The sequence below is a fragment of the Pseudoalteromonas sp. APC 3355 genome (assembly GCF_030407615.1).
In the GTDB taxonomy this organism is placed as follows: domain Bacteria; phylum Pseudomonadota; class Gammaproteobacteria; order Enterobacterales; family Alteromonadaceae; genus Pseudoalteromonas; species Pseudoalteromonas distincta.
In genome coordinates this window covers 106,843-125,437 of the sequence record NZ_JASDDB010000001.1, presented here as the reverse complement: position 1 = coordinate 125,437, position 18,595 = coordinate 106,843, and the positions used below count along the sequence as shown (strand labels likewise).

The 18,595-nt window shown below is 39.1% G+C and carries 17 protein-coding genes and 2 tRNA genes; 12 read left to right on the top strand and 7 right to left on the bottom strand.

Annotation, left to right across the window (positions count from 1 at the left end):
• The first annotated feature begins 119 nt into the window (after positions 1-119).
• The 4 genes from trxB (at position 120) to infA (ending at position 2,890) form a co-directional block, all read left to right on the top strand.
• Positions 120-1,070 carry a thioredoxin-disulfide reductase gene (gene trxB / locus QMA08_RS00515; RefSeq protein ID WP_002962484.1) on the top strand — a complete coding sequence of 317 codons (951 nt, stop codon included), beginning with the start codon at positions 120-122 and terminating at the stop codon, positions 1,068-1,070.
• Positions 1,071-1,167: 97 nt separating this feature from the next.
• Positions 1,168-1,884, top strand: coding sequence for a leucyl/phenylalanyl-tRNA--protein transferase (gene aat / locus QMA08_RS00510; protein ID WP_290173331.1), 717 nt, complete (start codon positions 1,168-1,170; stop codon positions 1,882-1,884).
• Entirely contained in the window at positions 1,877-2,581 is a 705-nt protein-coding gene (locus QMA08_RS00505) for an arginyltransferase (protein WP_039489600.1), read from the top strand. Before aat ends, QMA08_RS00505 begins: the two co-directional genes overlap by 8 nt.
• A 90-nt stretch (positions 2,582-2,671) precedes the next feature.
• Positions 2,672-2,890 carry a translation initiation factor IF-1 gene (infA, locus tag QMA08_RS00500; protein WP_002962494.1) on the top strand — a complete coding sequence of 73 codons (219 nt, stop codon included), beginning with the start codon at positions 2,672-2,674 and terminating at the stop codon, positions 2,888-2,890.
• A gap of 214 nt (positions 2,891-3,104) precedes the next feature.
• Here infA and clpA read toward each other — a convergent pair whose 3' ends face one another.
• Both clpA and clpS read right to left on the bottom strand, forming a co-directional pair.
• Positions 3,105-5,366: an ATP-dependent Clp protease ATP-binding subunit ClpA gene (clpA, locus tag QMA08_RS00495; protein ID WP_024595509.1), complete on the bottom strand. Its 2,262-nt coding sequence runs from the start codon at positions 5,364-5,366 to the stop codon at positions 3,105-3,107.
• Between the two features lie 93 nt (positions 5,367-5,459).
• A complete protein-coding gene (clpS, locus tag QMA08_RS00490) occupies positions 5,460-5,768 on the bottom strand; it encodes an ATP-dependent Clp protease adapter ClpS (RefSeq protein WP_002962498.1) in 309 nt (102 codons plus the stop codon).
• Between the two features lie 208 nt (positions 5,769-5,976).
• Here clpS and cspD point away from each other — a divergent pair, with 208 nt between their 5' ends.
• Positions 5,977-6,195, top strand: a complete 219-nt coding sequence (cspD, locus tag QMA08_RS00485) for a cold shock domain-containing protein CspD (protein WP_002962500.1) — start codon at positions 5,977-5,979, stop codon at positions 6,193-6,195.
• 511 nt (positions 6,196-6,706) lie between these two features.
• Positions 6,707-8,929 carry an NADP-dependent isocitrate dehydrogenase gene (locus tag QMA08_RS00480; RefSeq protein ID WP_272452067.1) on the top strand — a complete coding sequence of 741 codons (2,223 nt, stop codon included), beginning with the start codon at positions 6,707-6,709 and terminating at the stop codon, positions 8,927-8,929.
• Between the two features lie 283 nt (positions 8,930-9,212).
• On the opposite strand, the gene QMA08_RS00475 is transcribed toward QMA08_RS00480, so the two are convergent.
• The 4 genes from QMA08_RS00475 to QMA08_RS00460 all read right to left on the bottom strand — a co-directional run bounded on the left by QMA08_RS00475 (position 9,213) and on the right by QMA08_RS00460 (position 13,658).
• Complete coding sequence (locus QMA08_RS00475) at positions 9,213-10,460, bottom strand: amidohydrolase family protein (RefSeq protein ID WP_039489581.1); 1,248 nt, start codon at positions 10,458-10,460, stop codon at positions 9,213-9,215.
• Positions 10,461-10,472: 12 nt separating this feature from the next.
• Entirely contained in the window at positions 10,473-11,855 is a 1,383-nt protein-coding gene (locus tag QMA08_RS00470) for an amidohydrolase (RefSeq protein ID WP_002962503.1), read from the bottom strand.
• Positions 11,856-11,955: 100 nt separating this feature from the next.
• A complete protein-coding gene (locus QMA08_RS00465; protein ID WP_002962505.1) occupies positions 11,956-12,741 on the bottom strand; it encodes a hypothetical protein in 786 nt (261 codons plus the stop codon).
• Positions 12,742-12,965: 224 nt separating this feature from the next.
• Positions 12,966-13,658, bottom strand: coding sequence for a hypothetical protein (locus QMA08_RS00460; protein ID WP_024603971.1), 693 nt, complete (start codon positions 13,656-13,658; stop codon positions 12,966-12,968).
• 124 nt (positions 13,659-13,782) lie between these two features.
• Here QMA08_RS00460 and QMA08_RS00455 point away from each other — a divergent pair, with 124 nt between their 5' ends.
• Positions 13,783-14,655, top strand: coding sequence for a fructosamine kinase family protein (locus tag QMA08_RS00455; RefSeq protein WP_290173330.1), 873 nt, complete (start codon positions 13,783-13,785; stop codon positions 14,653-14,655).
• 103 nt (positions 14,656-14,758) lie between these two features.
• A complete protein-coding gene (locus QMA08_RS00450; protein WP_002962509.1) occupies positions 14,759-14,962 on the top strand; it encodes a CPXCG motif-containing cysteine-rich protein in 204 nt (67 codons plus the stop codon).
• A 1-nt stretch (position 14,963) separates the two neighbouring features.
• On the opposite strand, the gene QMA08_RS00445 is transcribed toward QMA08_RS00450, so the two are convergent.
• Complete coding sequence (locus QMA08_RS00445) at positions 14,964-15,590, bottom strand: riboflavin synthase subunit alpha (protein WP_290173329.1); 627 nt, start codon at positions 15,588-15,590, stop codon at positions 14,964-14,966.
• Positions 15,591-15,718: 128 nt separating this feature from the next.
• Here QMA08_RS00445 and QMA08_RS00440 point away from each other — a divergent pair, with 128 nt between their 5' ends.
• The 4 genes from QMA08_RS00440 to QMA08_RS00425 all read left to right on the top strand — a co-directional run bounded on the left by QMA08_RS00440 (position 15,719) and on the right by QMA08_RS00425 (position 18,593).
• Complete coding sequence (locus tag QMA08_RS00440; RefSeq protein ID WP_200218733.1) at positions 15,719-17,089, top strand: MATE family efflux transporter; 1,371 nt, start codon at positions 15,719-15,721, stop codon at positions 17,087-17,089.
• Positions 17,052-18,116: a DUF3080 family protein gene (locus QMA08_RS00435; RefSeq protein ID WP_290173328.1), complete on the top strand. Its 1,065-nt coding sequence runs from the start codon at positions 17,052-17,054 to the stop codon at positions 18,114-18,116. The genes QMA08_RS00440 and QMA08_RS00435 overlap by 38 nt, the downstream gene beginning before the upstream one ends.
• A 113-nt stretch (positions 18,117-18,229) precedes the next feature.
• Positions 18,230-18,306: transfer RNA gene (locus tag QMA08_RS00430), tRNA-Val, on the top strand.
• Between the two features lie 213 nt (positions 18,307-18,519).
• Positions 18,520-18,593 (top strand) — tRNA-Val (locus QMA08_RS00425).
• Positions 18,594-18,595: the final 2 nt, after the last annotated feature.

Sequence of the window (18,595 nt, the reverse complement as noted above, 5' to 3'; positions counted from 1 at the left end):
CAATACTGCACAGCTTTTCGATTTGCGAAAAAAAATAATCGCGGATTTTGTTTACATCCGCCTTGATTTTCTTAGAATCGAGCGCATTAAAGACCGTATTAAACGTTTAGGAAAAAATAATGACTGAAGCAAAACATTGTAAGCTACTAATTTTAGGCTCTGGCCCAGCTGGTTATACTGCCGCAGTATATGCAGCACGTGCAAATTTAAACCCTGTTTTAATTACAGGCATTCAACAAGGTGGTCAATTGACAACCACAACTGAAGTTGAAAACTGGCCTGGTGATGCACACGGCTTAACGGGCCCTGCATTAATGGATCGTATGAAAGAGCACGCTGAGCGCTTTGAAACTGAAATCATATTCGATCACATCAATAAAGTAGATGTATCTAAGCGCCCTTTCACACTAACTGGCGACCAAGGTACTTACACATGTGATGCGTTAATCATTGCAACAGGTGCTTCTGCTAAATACTTAGGCTTAGAGTCTGAAACTAATTTCCAAGGCCGTGGCGTTTCAGCCTGTGCTACATGTGATGGCTTTTTCTATAAAGGTCAGAAAGTAGCGGTTGTTGGTGGTGGTAATACAGCGGTTGAAGAAGCGCTATACTTATCTAACATTGCTGACGAAGTACATGTTATTCACCGCCGTGATAGTTTCCGTAGTGAAAAAATACTTGCAGATCGCCTTGCTGAAAAAGCAGCTAACGGTAACGTTGTTTTACATTACAACCGTACGCTTGACGAAGTATTAGGCGACCAAATGGGCGTAACTGGTATTCGTATTAAAGATGCACACTCTGATGCAACACAAGAGCTAGATTTAGCCGGTGTATTTATTGCTATTGGTCATAAGCCAAATACAGATATGTTTGTTGGTCAACTAGAAATGAAAGACGGCTACTTAGTTGTAGAGTCTGGATTGAATGGTAACGCAACTCAAACAAGTGTAGAGGGCGTTTTTGCTGCAGGTGATGTGTCTGACCACATTTACCGTCAAGCAATCACATCAGCGGGTACAGGCTGTATGGCTGCCCTTGATGCAGAGCGTTTCTTAGATAATTTATAAGCAATTAAATAAATTATAATAGGGCTGATTATTCAGCCCTTTTTTTATGTCTAAAATATAGTTACACTTTTACGATCAATTATAAAATAAGTACTGTATGAGAAATCAGCTATACCAATTAAGTGAAACCGATATAGCATTCCCCAATCCGGAATACGCATTAGAATCCCCTGATGGCTTGTTAGCAATTGGCGGAGATTTAAGTTTACCTCGCCTAAGTAATGCCTACAAAAGCGGAATATTCCCTTGGTTTAGCGAAAATGAGCCTATTATGTGGTGGTCGCCAAGCGAGCGCGGGATTTTTGAACTGGATGATTTTCATATAAGTAAGAGCCTGCGTAAACATTTAAAAAAGCACCCTGTAAAAGTAACCATTAATAATGCCTTTGAGGAGGTAATAGAAGCTTGTCGCGATCAACGCCTTGATACCGATGGCACTTGGATCACCTCTGACATGCTCAACGCTTACGTTAATGCACATAATGCTGGCATTGCCCATAGCTTAGAAGTGTGGAGCAACGGAGAGCTTGCAGGTGGCTTATACGGTATTATGCAAAATGGTGTTTTTTGTGGTGAATCAATGTTTCATCATCAAACCAATTGCTCCAAGCTTGCTATGTGGGCACTGGTAAATTGGCTTAAACGTCATAATGCGCATTTTATTGATTGCCAGTTAGAAAACCCTTATTTAATGACCTTAGGTGCACAAGTAATCCCCCGTTCCACATTTTTGACTAAACTAAAAGCTGCACATAACTATACTGTTAACCCTATTATGTGGGAGCCACAAGAACTTGACGCAATCTATGAATGAGCAACTTCCTGCACGTGTTGGTTTAACCCAAGAGTTTGACTGTAGTTATTTACCCAACAGACAAGAGCAACTATTAGTTATTCTAGATCCTAGTTGCTACAGCACAGACAAATTTGAGTCATTATTAGGCTTAGGGTTTCGTCGCAGTGGTAACCAAATATACCGTCCGCACTGCCCAATATGCAGTGCATGCAATTCTGTACGTGTATTAGCACAAGACTTTATCCCTTCAAAATCGCAAAAACGTAAACTAAACAAAGCAAAAAACCAGTTTGAAGTGAAATACTCGACGCAAGAACGCCCTGAGTATTATCCGCTCTATAGTAAATACATAACGATGCGCCATCAGGATGGAAGTATGTATCCTCCTGAAAAAGAACAGTTTCAAAGCTTTTTACTTTGCAGTTGGCTCAAAATCACATTTATTGAACTATGGCACCAAGATACTTTAGTCGCAGTTGCCGTAACTGATTGTATGAACAGCTCTATTTCTGCAATTTATACTTTTTTTGACCCCGACTTTGAACACTATAGTTTAGGCTCTGTGATGATATTAGAGCAGCTTAAATTTGCAAAAGAGCAAAATAAGCAATACGTGTACTTAGGCTATCAAATTGATGAATGCGATAAAATGAAGTACAAAACTCAGTTTTTACCAGCTCAAAAACAGCTCAATGATGAGTGGGTGGCTATTTAATTTGCAAATATAGCCCCTGCGCCTTTACTTATTGGTGTATTTTGGGCAAAATCTGCAGCGTTTAACTATTAAAGAGGTGTTACGCTAAACATGGCGAAAGAAGACGTAATCGAAATGCAAGGGACAGTCCTTGATACTTTACCAAATACAATGTTCCGAGTTGAGCTAGAAAATGGTCACGTAGTTGTGGCTCACATTTCAGGCAAAATGCGCAAAAACTATATCCGTATTTTAACCGGCGATAAAGTAACGGTAGAAATGACTCCTTACGATTTATCAAAGGGTCGTATCGTATTCCGTGCTCGCTAAGTAAGTGCGTAAACGAGATTTAGTTTTTGGCTAGTGTTTTACTAGCTTTAAGCGTTTATTAAATGTAATTGATAGACATTGACTAGCAATTACATTTAATAAACAAAAAACCCAGTTTTTACTGGGTTTTTTGTTGCCTATAAAAATGGCAAAAAAATGGCCCGCTATTATTTAGCGGGCCATTTTTATTTAACTTAGTTGTGTAATTAACGTTTTACGCTGGCGTTAAATTGCTCTCGTAATCAAAGCGAATCTTCTTGTCTTTAACCGATACTTTAACTGTACCGCCATCAACAAGTTCACCAAACAGTATTTCATTAGCTAATTGCTTTTTAAGCTCTTCTTGAATAACACGTGCCATTGGTCGTGCACCCATAGCCTTGTCATAACCTTTATCTGCGAGCCATTCACGCGCTTTAGGCGTAAGCTCAAGATTAACCGATTTTTTATCAAGCTGAGCTTGCAGTTCCACAATAAATTTATCAACAACCAGTAAAATAACTTCACGTTCGAGGTGATTAAACCAAATAATGTTATCTAAACGGTTTCTAAATTCTGGCGAAAATACTTTATTAATTTCGCCCATTGCATCGTGCGTGTGATCTTGCTCTGTAAAACCAATCGACTTACGCGTGGTTTCTTGTACGCCCGCATTGGTAGTCATTACAACCACTACATTTCTAAAATCAGCTTTACGACCGTTATTATCGGTTAACGTACCGTGATCCATAACTTGTAGTAAAATATTGTAAATATCTGGATGCGCTTTTTCAATCTCATCTAAAAGTACAACCGCATGTGGGTTTTTAATAACCGCCTCGGTTAATAACCCGCCTTGCTCAAAACCAACATATCCTGGTGGAGCACCAATTAATCGGCTGATTGCGTGGCGCTCTACATACTCAGACATATCAAAACGAATAAACTCAACACCCATACATTTAGCAAGTTGCTTAGTTACTTCTGTTTTACCAACACCTGTTGGGCCTGCAAACAAGAACGAACCCACTGGTTTTTCTTCGCTTGATAAACCCGAGCGGGATAAACGAATAGCCGATGTAAGTGCATCAATAGATTGATCTTGTCCAAACACAAGCATTTTAAGATTACGGTCTAGATTTTTAAGCGTCTCTTTATCTGTTGAAGACACATTTTGTGGTGGAATACGTGCCATCTTCGATATTATTAGCTCTATATCAGCCACACCAATGGTTTTTTTACGTTTAGAACTAGGCTGTAAACGTTGGTTAGCGCCCGCTTCATCAATTACATCAATTGCTTTATCTGGCAAGTGGCGCTCATTAATGTATTTAGCACTAAGTTCAGCAGCTGCTTTTAATGCTTTTTGGGTGTAACGAATACCATGGTGCTCTTCGTAACGCTCTTTTAATCCATTTAAAATTTTAGTGGTATCAGCAACACTTGGTTCAAGTACATCAATTTTTTGAAAACGACGTACTAATGCACGGTCTTTCTCAAAAATATTTTTATACTCATTGTAAGTGGTTGAACCCATACAACGTAACTTACCACTTGAAAGAAGTGGTTTAAGTAAGTTTGAAGCGTCCATAACGCCACCAGACGCTGCGCCAGCACCTATTATGGTATGTATTTCATCAATAAATAAAATAGACCCAGGTTGTGCCTGAAGCTCTTTTAATAAGCTTTTAAAGCGCTTTTCAAAATCGCCACGGTATTTAGTACCTGCAAGCAATGCCCCCATATCTAGTGAGTACACAACTGCATCTGCAATTACTTCTGGTACTTGCTCGTTCACAATACGGTACGCTAAACCTTCAGCAATGGCTGTTTTACCAACGCCCGCTTCACCAACAAGTAATGGGTTATTCTTTTTACGACGACACAATACCTGTACCGTACGCTCTACTTCGCTGTCGCGCCCAATCAGTGGGTCAATATTACCTTCACGAGCCTGAGCGTTTAAGTTAGTTGTAAAGCTGTCTAGCTTACTTGCTTCTTCGTTTTGAACTTCTTGCACTTCTTCATGTATATCATCGCTGTCGTCGCCTAGTTCATCATCAGCTTTTGAAATACCGTGCGAAATAAAATTAACAATATCTAAGCGCGATACATCATGCTTTTTAAGTAAATAAACAGCTTGGCTCTCTTGCTCAGAAAAAATAGCAACCAGAACATTGACACCCGTCACTTCGTTTTTTCCTGACGATTGCACATGAAACACAGCACGTTGTAATACACGCTGAAAACCAAGCGTTGGCTGAGTTTCACGCTCTTCTTCTAAATCTGGGATGACGGGTGTTGTTTCGTCAATAAATTCTAATAATTCGGTTTTTAAGCCTGAAAGATTAACACCACACGCGTTTAAGGCTTCTCCTGCAGAAGGATTATCTAATAGCGCAAGTAAAAGGTGCTCTACGGTCATAAACTCATGACGGCGAGTGCGCGCTTCACGAAACGCGGCATTTAAAGTGAGTTCTAAGTCTTTGTTTAGCATTGGCAACCCCTTACTGAGATAATAATTTATACCACAACAATCGGATGTTTGATCACCCTAATTGGTATTTATACCAATTGTATTAAATTGGTATTATTCCTGCTCACAACTACAAAGCAGTGGATGCTCGTTATCCCGTGAGTAACGGTTAACTTGTTCAACTTTGGTGTGGGCAACATCGGCGCTGTAAACACCGCAAATACCCTTACCTTTTTCATGAACCTGAAGCATCACATCGGTTGCTCTATCGCTATCCATATTAAAAAACGTCGTTAAAACTTCAATTACGAAGTCCATCGGCGTGTAGTCGTCGTTATTTAAAACAACTTTATATTTTCGCGGCGGCTGTAGCTTTTGCTTTTCACTGTCGCGAACTGTGTCGATAACACCTGAATCTTTCATACCACTCATAATTAAATATAGTCTTGTCTTTGTAACTCAAGCAAACTTGAATAAAAAATAAATAAAATGTTAAAAAATAACTCAAAACACTTGACTGGTTGGCTAAATAAACTACAGTCAAACATAGATTGATTAAACCTTAGTCAGTCTAGCAAATTATACGGTTTAGAATAACTAAATTAGTCAACTTATTGAAGGATGTAGAAGTATGGCTTGTGGTAAAGTTAAATGGTTCAACAACGCCAAAGGTTTTGGTTTCATCGTAGAAGACGGCTGCGAGAATGATATCTTCGCTCATTACTCAACAATTGTAATGGACGGCTATAAAACGCTTAAAGCTGGTCAAGATGTAACATTCGAATTAGAACAAGGGCCTAAAGGCCTACACGCTAAAAATATTGCACCAGATGGTGACATTATTGAGTGACGATTGTTTTGTTCGACTAAAGCGAGCGACCTTTTAAGATCCTCGCTTAATTCCTTAAGCATACTAACTTATCTCTTCTTCTCTTATTTATTGCCTCTTTTCATTCAAATTCAACCCTTTTCCTTGAATTTATTTTATATACCCCAATGTTCTAAGAGTTGATTGTTTAACTGCTTATTGGGCATGCTCAAACTCTAGCCCTTTTTATTTAAGCTTGTTACACTCTTGGTGCTAAAAATTGCGCATAACACCTTATCGCCTCTTTTATATGTACTAGGCTAAAGGCTGATTTATTTTTGTTAATTTTTTAGCTATAAATACGATTCCAGTTCGTCAGGTGTGACTATTCTGCTTTTATAAAAGAGCAACGCTGAGTACCAACACCTAACAAACTATTCATTACGAGCGTACGTGTTCATTAACTTGTTTAATAATATGTACTCACTCATAAGTAATGATTTTCTTTGCATTGTTGAATAAGACCTTATCGGTCGACTATCTAGGAATGATGATGACATCAAAAATTATCTATACAAAAACGGACGAAGCTCCGGCACTAGCAACTTATTCGTTGCTACCGATCATCCAAGCATATACAAATGCGGCCGGTGTTGAAGTTGAAACTCGCGACATTTCATTAGCAGGTCGTGTAATTGCTAGCTTCCCTGATTATTTAACAGAAGAACAACGCATTGGTGATGCACTTGCTGAACTTGGCGAGCTTGCTAAAACACCAGAAGCAAACATCATCAAATTACCAAACATCAGTGCATCTGTACCACAGCTTCGCGCTGTAATTAAAGAGCTTCAAGCAAAAGGTTACGCTCTTCCAGAATACCCTGTTGAACCTAAAAATGATGAAGAAAAAGCAATTCAAGCGGCTTACGACAAAATTAAAGGCAGTGCAGTAAACCCTGTACTACGTGAAGGTAACTCAGATCGTCGCGCGCCAGGCTCTGTAAAAGAATATGCACGTAACAACCCACATTCAATGGGTGCGTGGAGCAAAGATTCTCAGTCTTACGTTGCAAGTATGAGCGAAGGCGATTTCTTCGGTTCAGAAAAATCAGTAACTGTTGATACAGCCACTGATGTGCGTATTGAACATGTTGCAACTAACGGTGACGTTACTGTTCTTAAACAAAGCACACCTCTTTTAGCTGGCGAAGTTATTGATGCTTCAAGCATTAGCGCTTCTAAGCTTCAAGCTTTCTTAGCTGCAGAAATTGACGCTGCTAAAGAAAAAGGTGTTTTGTTCTCGCTTCACATGAAAGCGACAATGATGAAAGTATCTGATCCAATCATCTTCGGTCACGCTGTTAAAGTATTCTACAAAGATGTATTTGCTAAACACGGTGCGCTTTTTGAAGAGCTAGGTGTTGATGTAAATAATGGTTTAGGCGACGTATATTCTAAAATTCAAACATTAGACGATGCTAAGCGTGAAGAAATCGAAGCAGACATTCAAGCTGTTTACGCTAACCGCCCTGCTATTGCTATGGTTGATTCTGACCGTGGTATTACAAACTTACACGTACCAAGTGACGTGATCATCGATGCATCTATGCCTGCAGCAATCCGTTCAAGCGGTCAAATGTGGAATAACGATGGTAAATTACAAGACACTAGCTTTGTAATTCCTGATCGTTGTTACTCAAGTGTTTACCAAGCAACTATCGATTTTTGTAAAGAAAATGGCGCGTTTGATCCAACAACAATGGGTAGCGTTCCAAACGTTGGCCTTATGGCTCAAAAAGCTGAAGAATACGGTTCACACGACAAAACATTTGAAGCAAAAGCGGACGGTTCTATCCGTGTTGTTGATGCAAATGGTAATACATTACTTGAGCACAGTGTTGAGCAAGGCGATATCTGGCGTATGTGTCAGGTTAAAGACGCACCAATTCAAGATTGGGTTAAGCTTGCAGTAAATCGTGCACGCGCAACAGGCGTTCCAGCTATTTTCTGGTTAGACGAAAACCGTGCACATGATGCGCAGCTAATCAAAAAAGTAAATAAATACCTACCAGATCACGATACAGCGGGTCTAGATATTCAAATTTTAGCACCGCTTGAAGCAACATTGTTCTCACTAGCGCGCATTAAAGAAGGTAAAGACACGATTTCTGTAACAGGTAACGTTTTACGTGATTACCTAACAGATTTATTCCCAATTTTAGAGTTGGGTACAAGTGCTAAAATGCTTTCAATTGTTCCGCTTATGAACGGTGGTGGATTATTTGAAACTGGCGCGGGTGGTTCTGCACCTAAGCATGTTCAACAATTCGAAAAAGAAAACCACTTACGTTGGGATTCTTTAGGTGAATTTTTAGCACTTGCTGCATCACTTGAGCACTTAAGCGTAACTGCTGGTAACAACAAGGCACAAGTACTTGCTGACACCCTAGATAAAGCAACAGGTACGTTCCTTGCTGAAAACAAATCGCCTTCACGTAAAGTGAAAGAAATTGATAACCGTGGTTCTCATTTCTTCCTATCTTTATTCTGGGCACAAGAACTTGCTAAGCAAAATGATGACAGTGAACTTAAAGCACAGTTTACTCAAATCGCTAGCGACCTTGAGTCTAATAAAGAGCAAATCGTAAGTGAACTTAACGATGCGCAAGGCCCTGCAGTTGATTTAGGCGGTTACTTCCAGCCTAACGATGATGCAGCCTTTAAAGCGATGCGTCCAAGCACTACATTTAACGATATTCTTGCTAAATTAGTATAAATATCGGTTTAAATTTAAAAGCCGCTTACTTGCAAAAGTAAGCGGCTTTTTTATGTCTAAACTTTACAAATAAAGGCCGCTATTTATAAAATAGCGGCCTTTAAATAATTAAATTTATTTAATTAATTATTTAGTATCATACCAATTCGCTTAATTAAGTGATCAACTTTGAGGCAAGAAAATCTTGTCGATAACAAGGCAAAAATTTCGTTATTTAGTTGCTCTATATCAGAAATTTTTAACGCAGTTACCGTCAGATTTAATCCCTCAAATTGATTAAGTATTATTGCGGGTTGGTATAAGCACGTGGCATTTTTGAATCTGTCGTATAGCGGTCACGCAGTTTATCTTGACGAGATTGTGTAGAAACCTCAACGCCATTAATAAACATTTTGCTCACATGGCTGCTTAGCTCAAACGGGTCATTACTCCATATTACTACATCAGCAGCTTTGCCAACTTCAAGACTACCTGCATTAATGCCAAATACATCAGCAACGTTTGATGTAAGCGCTTTTAACGCACCTTCTTGGCTCATACCGTACGACACAGCATTACCAGCATCAAAACGCAGCTGATAAATATTGTGACTTGCATCACCACCTACCGTTAATAATACTTTAACGCCTGCTTTTTCAAGCACACTAGCATTATCTAAACTTGCATGAAGCGAATCAAAGCTTCCTGGTAAGCTATCCATTGCACTAATAATCACTGGAATATTTGCTTTAGCAACGCGCTCTTTTACTACAACAGCATCTTGCGCGCCGTTAAGTACTAGGTTAATACCAAATTGCTCTTTTACTTTAATTAGCTCAATAATATCCGCCGCACGCGAAACGCCAACCACTAATGGCATTTCACCACTGAGTACTTTTGCCATTACTTTATCTTCAGTACTTGGCTTGTCATCGTCTTTTTTCGCTTTTTTACCAGCTTTAGTTTTGTGCTCATCAAGCTTATTAATAAGTGTTTGCAAAGTAAAAGCACGTGAGCCTTTACTACGCTCACCTAAGTAAACAATTAAAGCCGCTTGTTTTTGCATGTCGCTGTCAAAACTACCACTTAAATCAACAACACTGGCAAGGCCTGAAAAAATGCTATCGCCGCCATGAGGAGTAATTACATCGCGTGTTACACCGCCTTTACGAGCGTAAGGAATTAAGCTTGAATGTGCGTTGTAAGCAAGGCTTACATCAAAATCAATACCAGCTTTTTCCTCACCTGCATCGCGAGAGCCTGCAACTGCACTTACTTCAACTAAACCAAGTTGATTAATACTTGCTATAAAGCCAGGGGTTACAATTTGCCCCTTTGCATCAATAATTTGATCTACTTTAATTTCAGCTGGGTTAATCGCTGTGATTTTACCATCTGTCATTACAATGCTTGCCGCTTCTAATACACCTTGATCAGATGACGTATGCAATGTTGCATTAATAATTGCTAGTGATTGTGCGCTTACAGCACCAGATGCTAATAATCCTGCAGCAACCAGAGAAAGCGAAAACGAACGTGATAAATTTTTCATTCTGGGTGCTCCTTATTGTTGACCTAACATAAAATCACTTGTTGCTTGGTACGCGCTGTCGTTTCTATCGTAAACTTTTGCACCATCAACAAACACTTGTTCAGCTTTAGCATAGACACTAAATGGGCTTTGATTCCAAATAACAACATCGCCCTGCTTACCCGCTTCTAGTGAACCTGTTTTGTCATCAATACCTAACGATTTAGCAGCGTTAGACGTGATCCATTTAATAGCGTGTTGCTCAGAAATATCAAACCCATTTTCGTTAGCTCGGTACATCACCTTGCCCGCTTCTTGGTTTAAACGCTGAATAGTAGTATCTGAATCTGAGTGAACAACTGCACACGAGTTTTTAACCGCATCAACAATAGCCACATTTTCTTGAACCATGTCGTAGGCTTCCATTTTAAAGCCCCACCAGTCTGGCCAAAGTGCAGCACACGAACCATTTTGCGCAAGTAAGTCAGCAATTTTATATGCTTCTACACCGTGATGAAAAGTACCTGCGTGGTAACCAAATTCTTTTGACAGGTCAATCATCATTGCCATTTCTTCTGCTTTATAACAATGATTATGAATACGTACTTCGCCTTCAAGCACACCGCGTAGCGTATCGTGTTTAATATCACGTACTGGTGCTTCTGGGTTTAAACCTGCTTCATAATCGGCATCGTATTTATCCCATGCACGTTTATATTCAGCGGCTTCAGCCCACGCCATACGGTAACCAGCCATATTACCCATACGGGTTGAAGGCAATACACCTTGACGACCATAAACACGTTTAGGGTTTTCACCACACGCCATTTTTAAACCATACGGCGCCTCTGGAAATTTCATCCCTTGCATAGTGTGCGCTGGTACGTTTTTAAGCGTAACGCCGCGTCCACCAAATAAGTTAGCTGAGCCTGGTAAAATTTGTAGAGAAGTAATGCCGCCTTCGCGTGCACGATTAAAGCCTGGGTCTTGTGGCCAAACAGAATGCTCAACCCACACTTCTGCAGTGTTAGGGCTGGTCATTTCGTTACCATCTTGATGCGACTCGACTGACGGACTTGGGTATGCGCCTAAATGTGAATGTACGTCAATAATACCCGGTGTTACCCATTTCCCTTGTGCATCAATTGTTATATCAGCAGTGGCTGTTAAGTCTTTACCGACTTGTTGTACTTTACCATCAACAAGTAATACGTCAGCCTCATCTAAACGCTCACCAGTACCGGTAAGTACTGTTGCATTTGTAATAAGAGTGCTTGATGTAGAAAGTGGCTGATAAGTACTTGGGTAAGGATTTTTGTTAATTGTTATTTTATCGTCTTGTGGGCCGTTTTCTTGGCAGCCTACAAGTGCAGCAGCTAAGCCAACCGCTAATAAAGAAGGTGCAAATTTTTGCATGTTGTTTGGATCTCCTGTTTTTTTGCTACTTTAGCGAAACCTAAAGGATAAAGCCAAAAAAACAGGTGAAAACGCAGTTAATTAAGATGAATTTCTGTAATTATTTCTTTATATAATTGTTATACAGCTTTTCAAGAGCACCTTCGGTGGTAAGCGAGGGATCTTTACTAATAAAGTGCTTAACCGTACGCGTTACAAAATCTGAGTTTTGCTTATGTAGCTTAGAAAAATCTTTAATAAGTGTATTACCGTCTTTAGCCGCAGTTACTTTGTCATGACGATGACGATACTGACTCAATGCTTTATTAAAATCGCCTTGGTAGTCTTCAACCAAAATTTTATAAAAGTCGCTTTTTTGAACATTTAAATCGTTAATGCAGTAATTTAACGCCTCTTTAAAGTCGGTAAATATCATGCCTTCTACATCAAACTCTTTTGTTTTTTCGCGCACTGCTACTTTGGCATCTTCTGTGGCATAGCTAAAACCCGTAAAGGCTAAACGCTCAGCGGCTTCTTTGCCTAATTTCATACCCGCTTGAATACTATGGGCAAACTCGTCGCTCATGTCGCCAAGTTCGCTTTCTTCCCACATGTTATAAACGCGCAATGGTTTAGCATATTTATTTGAGAGCTTTTTTTTAAGCTTGGTAAAGCGCTCATCAATCGTCATCAGTCTTTCGTTATGTAAAAGTGCATGGCACTCATAACACGCAGGGATTGAGATAAAGTCAGCCTCTTCACCTAAATCAACGATACTTTGTAGCATATGCAGTGGCGGACAATGATCGCGCTCTGTCGCTTCGCAGCCACAATAAAAACACTGATTAAAATGCTGCTGATCGCACGCATATGCTTGCTGATAATAACTGGCTAACGTTTTGCTCACCGTTGCTCCTAAAAAACACGACTAAATTATGGAGGCGATAATAACAGCCTGAAAAAATAAGTTATACCAATTGCATTAAATTAGTGCTCTATTATTTCGCTAAAAAGTAGTGCAATAACAGGCACAAATAAAAACGTGTAGTTATTCTATACAAATAATTTTTAACGCAGAAAGTACACTATTTAATGCAATAGAATGATTATGTTTTTTATTAGTCGCTAGATTTAAATAACGGCCGCTATTAAACCAAATAAACCACCAAACACACCGCCCCATACTACAAGCCAGCCTAGATGCTCGCGGATCATGGTCTGAATAATCTCTTTAACCATTTTAGGAGTAAGCTCATCTAAGCGCTCATCAACTAGTTTAAGCACCGTTTTATGTAGGCTTTCTGCGCTATTACCTTGTGAAAGTGTTTGGCTTACTAATGCTTTAAAGTCGTCAGTTTGAGAAATCTCACTAAGAGACAATTGCATTTTTTCAATAAACTTTTCACGCATCGGCTCTATTGCCGCTGTACCGCCAAACATTCCTAGCATACTACCAAACTGAGACTGCTCTATTACCTCTAACAAATTGTCGAATGCAGGGTTTAAATCAACATTGCTAATTATTGGCTCAAAGTCGATATTGGGCTGCGCTTTATTGAGTAAATTATTAATTTTTTGCTCTGAAAAAAACTCCGTTAATATCAGGTTTCGTATAGCGACTTTAAAGCTTTCAAACTTAAGCGCTATAACACCTGAACCATATAAAAACGGGACTTTTTCGAATAACATATGAATAGCTAATAAATTAGTTACCGCGCCAGAAAGTGCAAATAAACCAACAGACAACACAATTGCTTGGTTAAACATAAAACCTACAACAACACATAAACCCGCTAGCAAATTGGTTATTAAACTTTTGTTCATTTTAACTCCACTACAGTAAGTGTAATTTTATTCAATATAGCCGTTAATTTTACAACGTTTAGATTGTTAAATTAATACCTTTTTGCCATAGTTTAAGTATCTGTTTAAAAGGCGAGCAATTGTTATGTGGAAAACAGTAAATGAGCACATCAGCCGAGCCATCAATTTTGACTTTAAGCGCACCTACAAACGCCAATTACAAAGTACAAACACCGACAAACTATTTCATATTACCAATGGTACGCATAACTACCTCGTTAAAATAGCACTAAAAAGCGAGCTCGAGCGTTTAGAAAGTGAATTTATTGGCTTAAAGCTTTTGGCGCAAAATAGTAATTTTAAAGTACCTGAATGTATTACAACTGGTGCAAATATAGAGTTTTCGTTTATTGTTTTACAATGGCTCGTTTTAGATAAACAACCCCACGACACGTGGACTAATATGGGGCGTAACCTCGCTAAAATGCATCAAAAACATGACCAAGCTATGTTTGGTTTTGATGTAGATAATTATCTAGCCACAACCATACAGCCAAACCGCTGGCACAAAAAGTGGGATGTATTTTACGCCGAAGAGCGTATAGGGTGGCAATTACAACTACTCGCTGAAAAAGGCATTAGCTTTATTGAGCCCGAACGCTTAATTAATACCGTAAAAGAGCAACTACATAGTCATCAAGTAAAACCTTCATTACTGCATGGCGATTTTTGGCGTGGCAATATGGGATTTTTAAAAGCAGAACCAACAATATTTAACCCGGCTTGTTATTATGGTGATCGGGAAGTGGATATTGCAATGAGCGAACTATTTGCCCCACTGCCTAAAGACTTTTATAGCGCCTATAACGCGCACTACCCGCTTTCTCAAAATTACGAAAAACGTAAGTTAATATACCAGCTATACCCCATTTTAAATCATGCCAACATCTTTGCCGGTCACTATCTTACTGAAGCTAAACAACATATAGAAAAGCTGGTATTTGAAGATATAAAATAAGTGTCATAAGCTGCATTTCAGCACTATATTTAATGAGTAAGTAGACGTTCATCTGTAAGCGATTAAGTTGAACCTAACTTAATTATTTATAACTGGAGTGATTATGAAAGATTTTTTATCACAACGAATAACGTGCCCACACTGCGGACACCACATACATCTAGACTTAGACGCAAGCAGCGGCGATCAAGACTATATAGAAGATTGCACTGCCTGCTGTAACCCAATTCATTTAAATATGCATATAGACCATGCTAACAATAAATTGGAGCTACACGTAGACAGTGACGACGAACAAATATTTTAACTTAAGCCTGATGGCGTAAGTAGTTCTCTACCGTATTTACAATAGTGTAAGTTTGCTGATCAACTTCAATATTAAACTTGTCACCCACTTGCGCTGCACCAATGTTTGTAATGGCGAGCGTTTCCGGAATTAGGTGTATCCAAAAACCTTGTTCATCAACTTCGCCTACGGTTAAGCTTGCGCCATTTATAGCAACAAAGCCTTTATATAACACGTATTTTTGCCACTCTTTTGGCAAGCTTAATTGTATTTTGCAGTTATTCTCAAGCTTCACTATTTGAGAGATTTGTGACGTACAATGAATATGCCCAGACACTATATGCCCACCTAGCTCAGTACCAAACGTAACAGAGCGTTCGTAATTTACTAAACTACCTAGCTCAAGCAGGCCTAAATTAGTTAACTTTAGGGTTTCGTCAATCACATCAAAATGCACTTGCGCCACCACATCATGATTACTTAGCTCAACTTGCACAACCGTTAAACAACAGCCATTAATAGCAATACTAGCGCCTAAATCTAAATGCTTAGCGTACTCATCGCTCACCGATACAACTAAGCGTAACACACCATCAGCTTGAGTTTTAGAGACCACTGTTGCTTGTGTTTGCACTATTCCTGTAAACATAAAATCACTTAAAATTATTACAAAGTGCTAGTTTAACGTATCAACTCATAAAATCATTCACTACTGTGATTTTTATTTGAAACGCAATAGATTACAATTGCTGCCTGTTTTATTTAATAGCTTTTTTTATGACCTTTTGCAATTGGGAAGCCAAGCGTTTACTTTCCCTAGCTTTACCTGTTTTTTTAGCACAAGTTACACTTATTTTAATGTCGGTAGTCGACACAATTATGGCCGGCCAAGTTAGCCCTACTGACTTAGCTGCACTTTCTATTGCAACAGGAATATGGAACCCATTATTACTTGCTCTGCAAGGTATTTTATTAGCGCTTACTGGTATTATTGCGCAGTTTTCGGGCAGCGATGACCGCAAAGGCATTAGCCACTATTTTCAACAAGCGCTTTATTTAACCGCTATTTTAAGCTTTACAGGTTTTGGTATTGCCCATTTAGCAGATGCCATTATTTTAAAGCTCGATACAACGCCTGCTATTGCAAACCTTGCCATTGACTACATCCATTTTGTGAAATGGGGTGTGTTTGGATTTTTAATTTTTACAGTATACAGAAACGTTACCGAAGGCATGGGGATGACCAAACCCGCCTTTTACATAAGCCTATTAGGTTTAGCCGTTAATATTCCAGTAAATTATATTTTCATAAATGGCTTATTTGGTTTTCCTGCTTATGGCGGCGCAGGCTGTGGCATTGCCACAGCAATTGTTTTAACTGTTATGGCCATAGCACAAGTTACTTACTGCCAAATGAGTAAAAAGGTAGATGCTAAAGGCCTGCTTTCATCATTCGAAAAACCTAATTTCACTACCATTGGTATTATTACTAAGCTAGGTATACCAATTTCACTTGCCACCTTTTTTGAAGTCACTTTATTTGCGTGTATACCGCTATTTATTGCGCATTTAGGTGCAGTGGCTGTATCGGGGCATCAAATAGCAGCGAGTGTAACTACATTGCTGTTTATGATGCCGCTGAGCCTCTCTATCGCTATAAGTATTCGTATTGGTAATCTATATGGTCAAAATAATTTACAGCAGTTAAAAGTTGCCGTATCGACTAGTTACATATTAGCTATTGTAATTGCACTATTTTTGGCACTTATGACTTTTACAGGTCGTGATTTAATTAGCCAACTTTATACCGACAGCCCCGCTGTAATGGCTCTGGCTTCATCAATTATGATACTAGCGTGTGTCTACCAGTTACCCGATGCATTACAGGTTGCTGCAAATGGCATGCTTCGTGGGTTAAAATACACCACGCCTATATCGTATATTACGTTTATATCGTATTGGTTAATCGGTTTTTGTTTAGGTTACGTATTAGCAAGAACAGACATAATTGTGCCAGCTATGGGGCCGCATGGCTTTTGGGTTGGAATAATAGTAGGCCTTAGTGTCGCTGCTATTTTATTAATGCTAACAGTAAGAAAGCGTCTAAAATATGAATTTGCTAACAGTGATGCACTCAATCAAAACTAATAAGCTCAGCCTTAAAACATTACCAGCTGCTTTGCTGGTAATGTGTTTTTTAATGCTTACTGGCTGCAACAAACCACAAAGTAGTGTAAACGCTACTTATATTGAACGCTTAAGTAGCACAGTTAATGCAAGCCCAACACAGCCTACGCCACTCAAGCAACTCCCTTTACTGCAGCCTCCCCCAATAGCACAAAGTGACTTAACACTGAGTATTGTTGAGCTTGCAGGCATTAGCCAATGTAAGCTTAACGTACTTATAAGTGAGCACAACAACCAATTAGGAAAAACAGCCAGCGCTGCTGGGCAATTAAAATATCAAATAAACTTTATTAAAAGTGCGCAGGTTTGCTTAAATACGCTTGATAAAAATAGCCCTAGTTACACAAAAATACTCGCAGCCAAAAACTATAAAGAAACACACCTAATGTACTTTTTTAATACCATGTTATTTAAAGAACCTGAGTTAAATCGTACCTGGCAACTCACCTCAAACGAGCTCACTACTGAACCCGCTGGTTTTAGCGATACCGTATTTGCGCTAAAGCAACTTGTACTCATTAAACAGCAAATTAAGGCTAAAGAATTTAGTGAAATTAATAGCGACTCTATTTTTAGTGCACTCGAGCAGCTTAATAAATTTCAATTTAACCAAGCACTCATTCAATCAGTCCGCATGCAGGTCGTATTAAATAACAACGCTACACAGTTTGTAAAAACACTAAACTTTAATACGCTGTGCCCAGAGGATAAAAATAATAAAAACGCAAAAATCATAAGCAACGTATTTCAAAAGTTTTACCTAAAAGAAATTCAGCCCTATCAAGCGCAATTAACTGGTTATCTAGAGGTACTACAACCGCTTTATAATGAGCTTTGGTTTAACGAAAGTATCTCAAGCCCTCAAATTAATAACTTAGTCAAAACGGGCTCGACAAGTAACTTACTGAACTTACTTAAAAGCTCAGCTAAAAAGCATGTGGTTTGGTGGCAAGGTTTTTATAAAACGTGTGAAATAAGCCCAATATGAATAAAAAAACGGCAAATAAACTCAAAAACAACAAACTTGCTTGATTCACCAACCGCCACGCTATATATTAGCCGCCGTTGTTAAGCAATTAACACTTACTTAAATAAAGTAATACGACTGTAGCTCAGTTGGTTAGAGCACTACCTTGACATGGTAGGGGTCGGTGGTTCGAATCCACTCAGTCGTACCAACATTAATGAAACGTATAATTGAAGGAAAGAGCACTATCTACTCTTGACCACCCGGTCCAAGGGTCAGTAGTTCGAATCCACTCAGTCGTACCAACATTTAAAAAAGTATAATTAAAGGAAAAAGCACTACCTACTCTTGATCACCCGGTCCAAGGGTCAGTAGTTCGAATCCATTTAGTCGTACCAACATTTAAGTAAAACCTCAAAATTGTACGACTGTAGCTCAGTTGGTTAGAGCACTACCTTGACATGGTAGGGGTCGGTGGTTCGAATCCACTCAGTCGTACC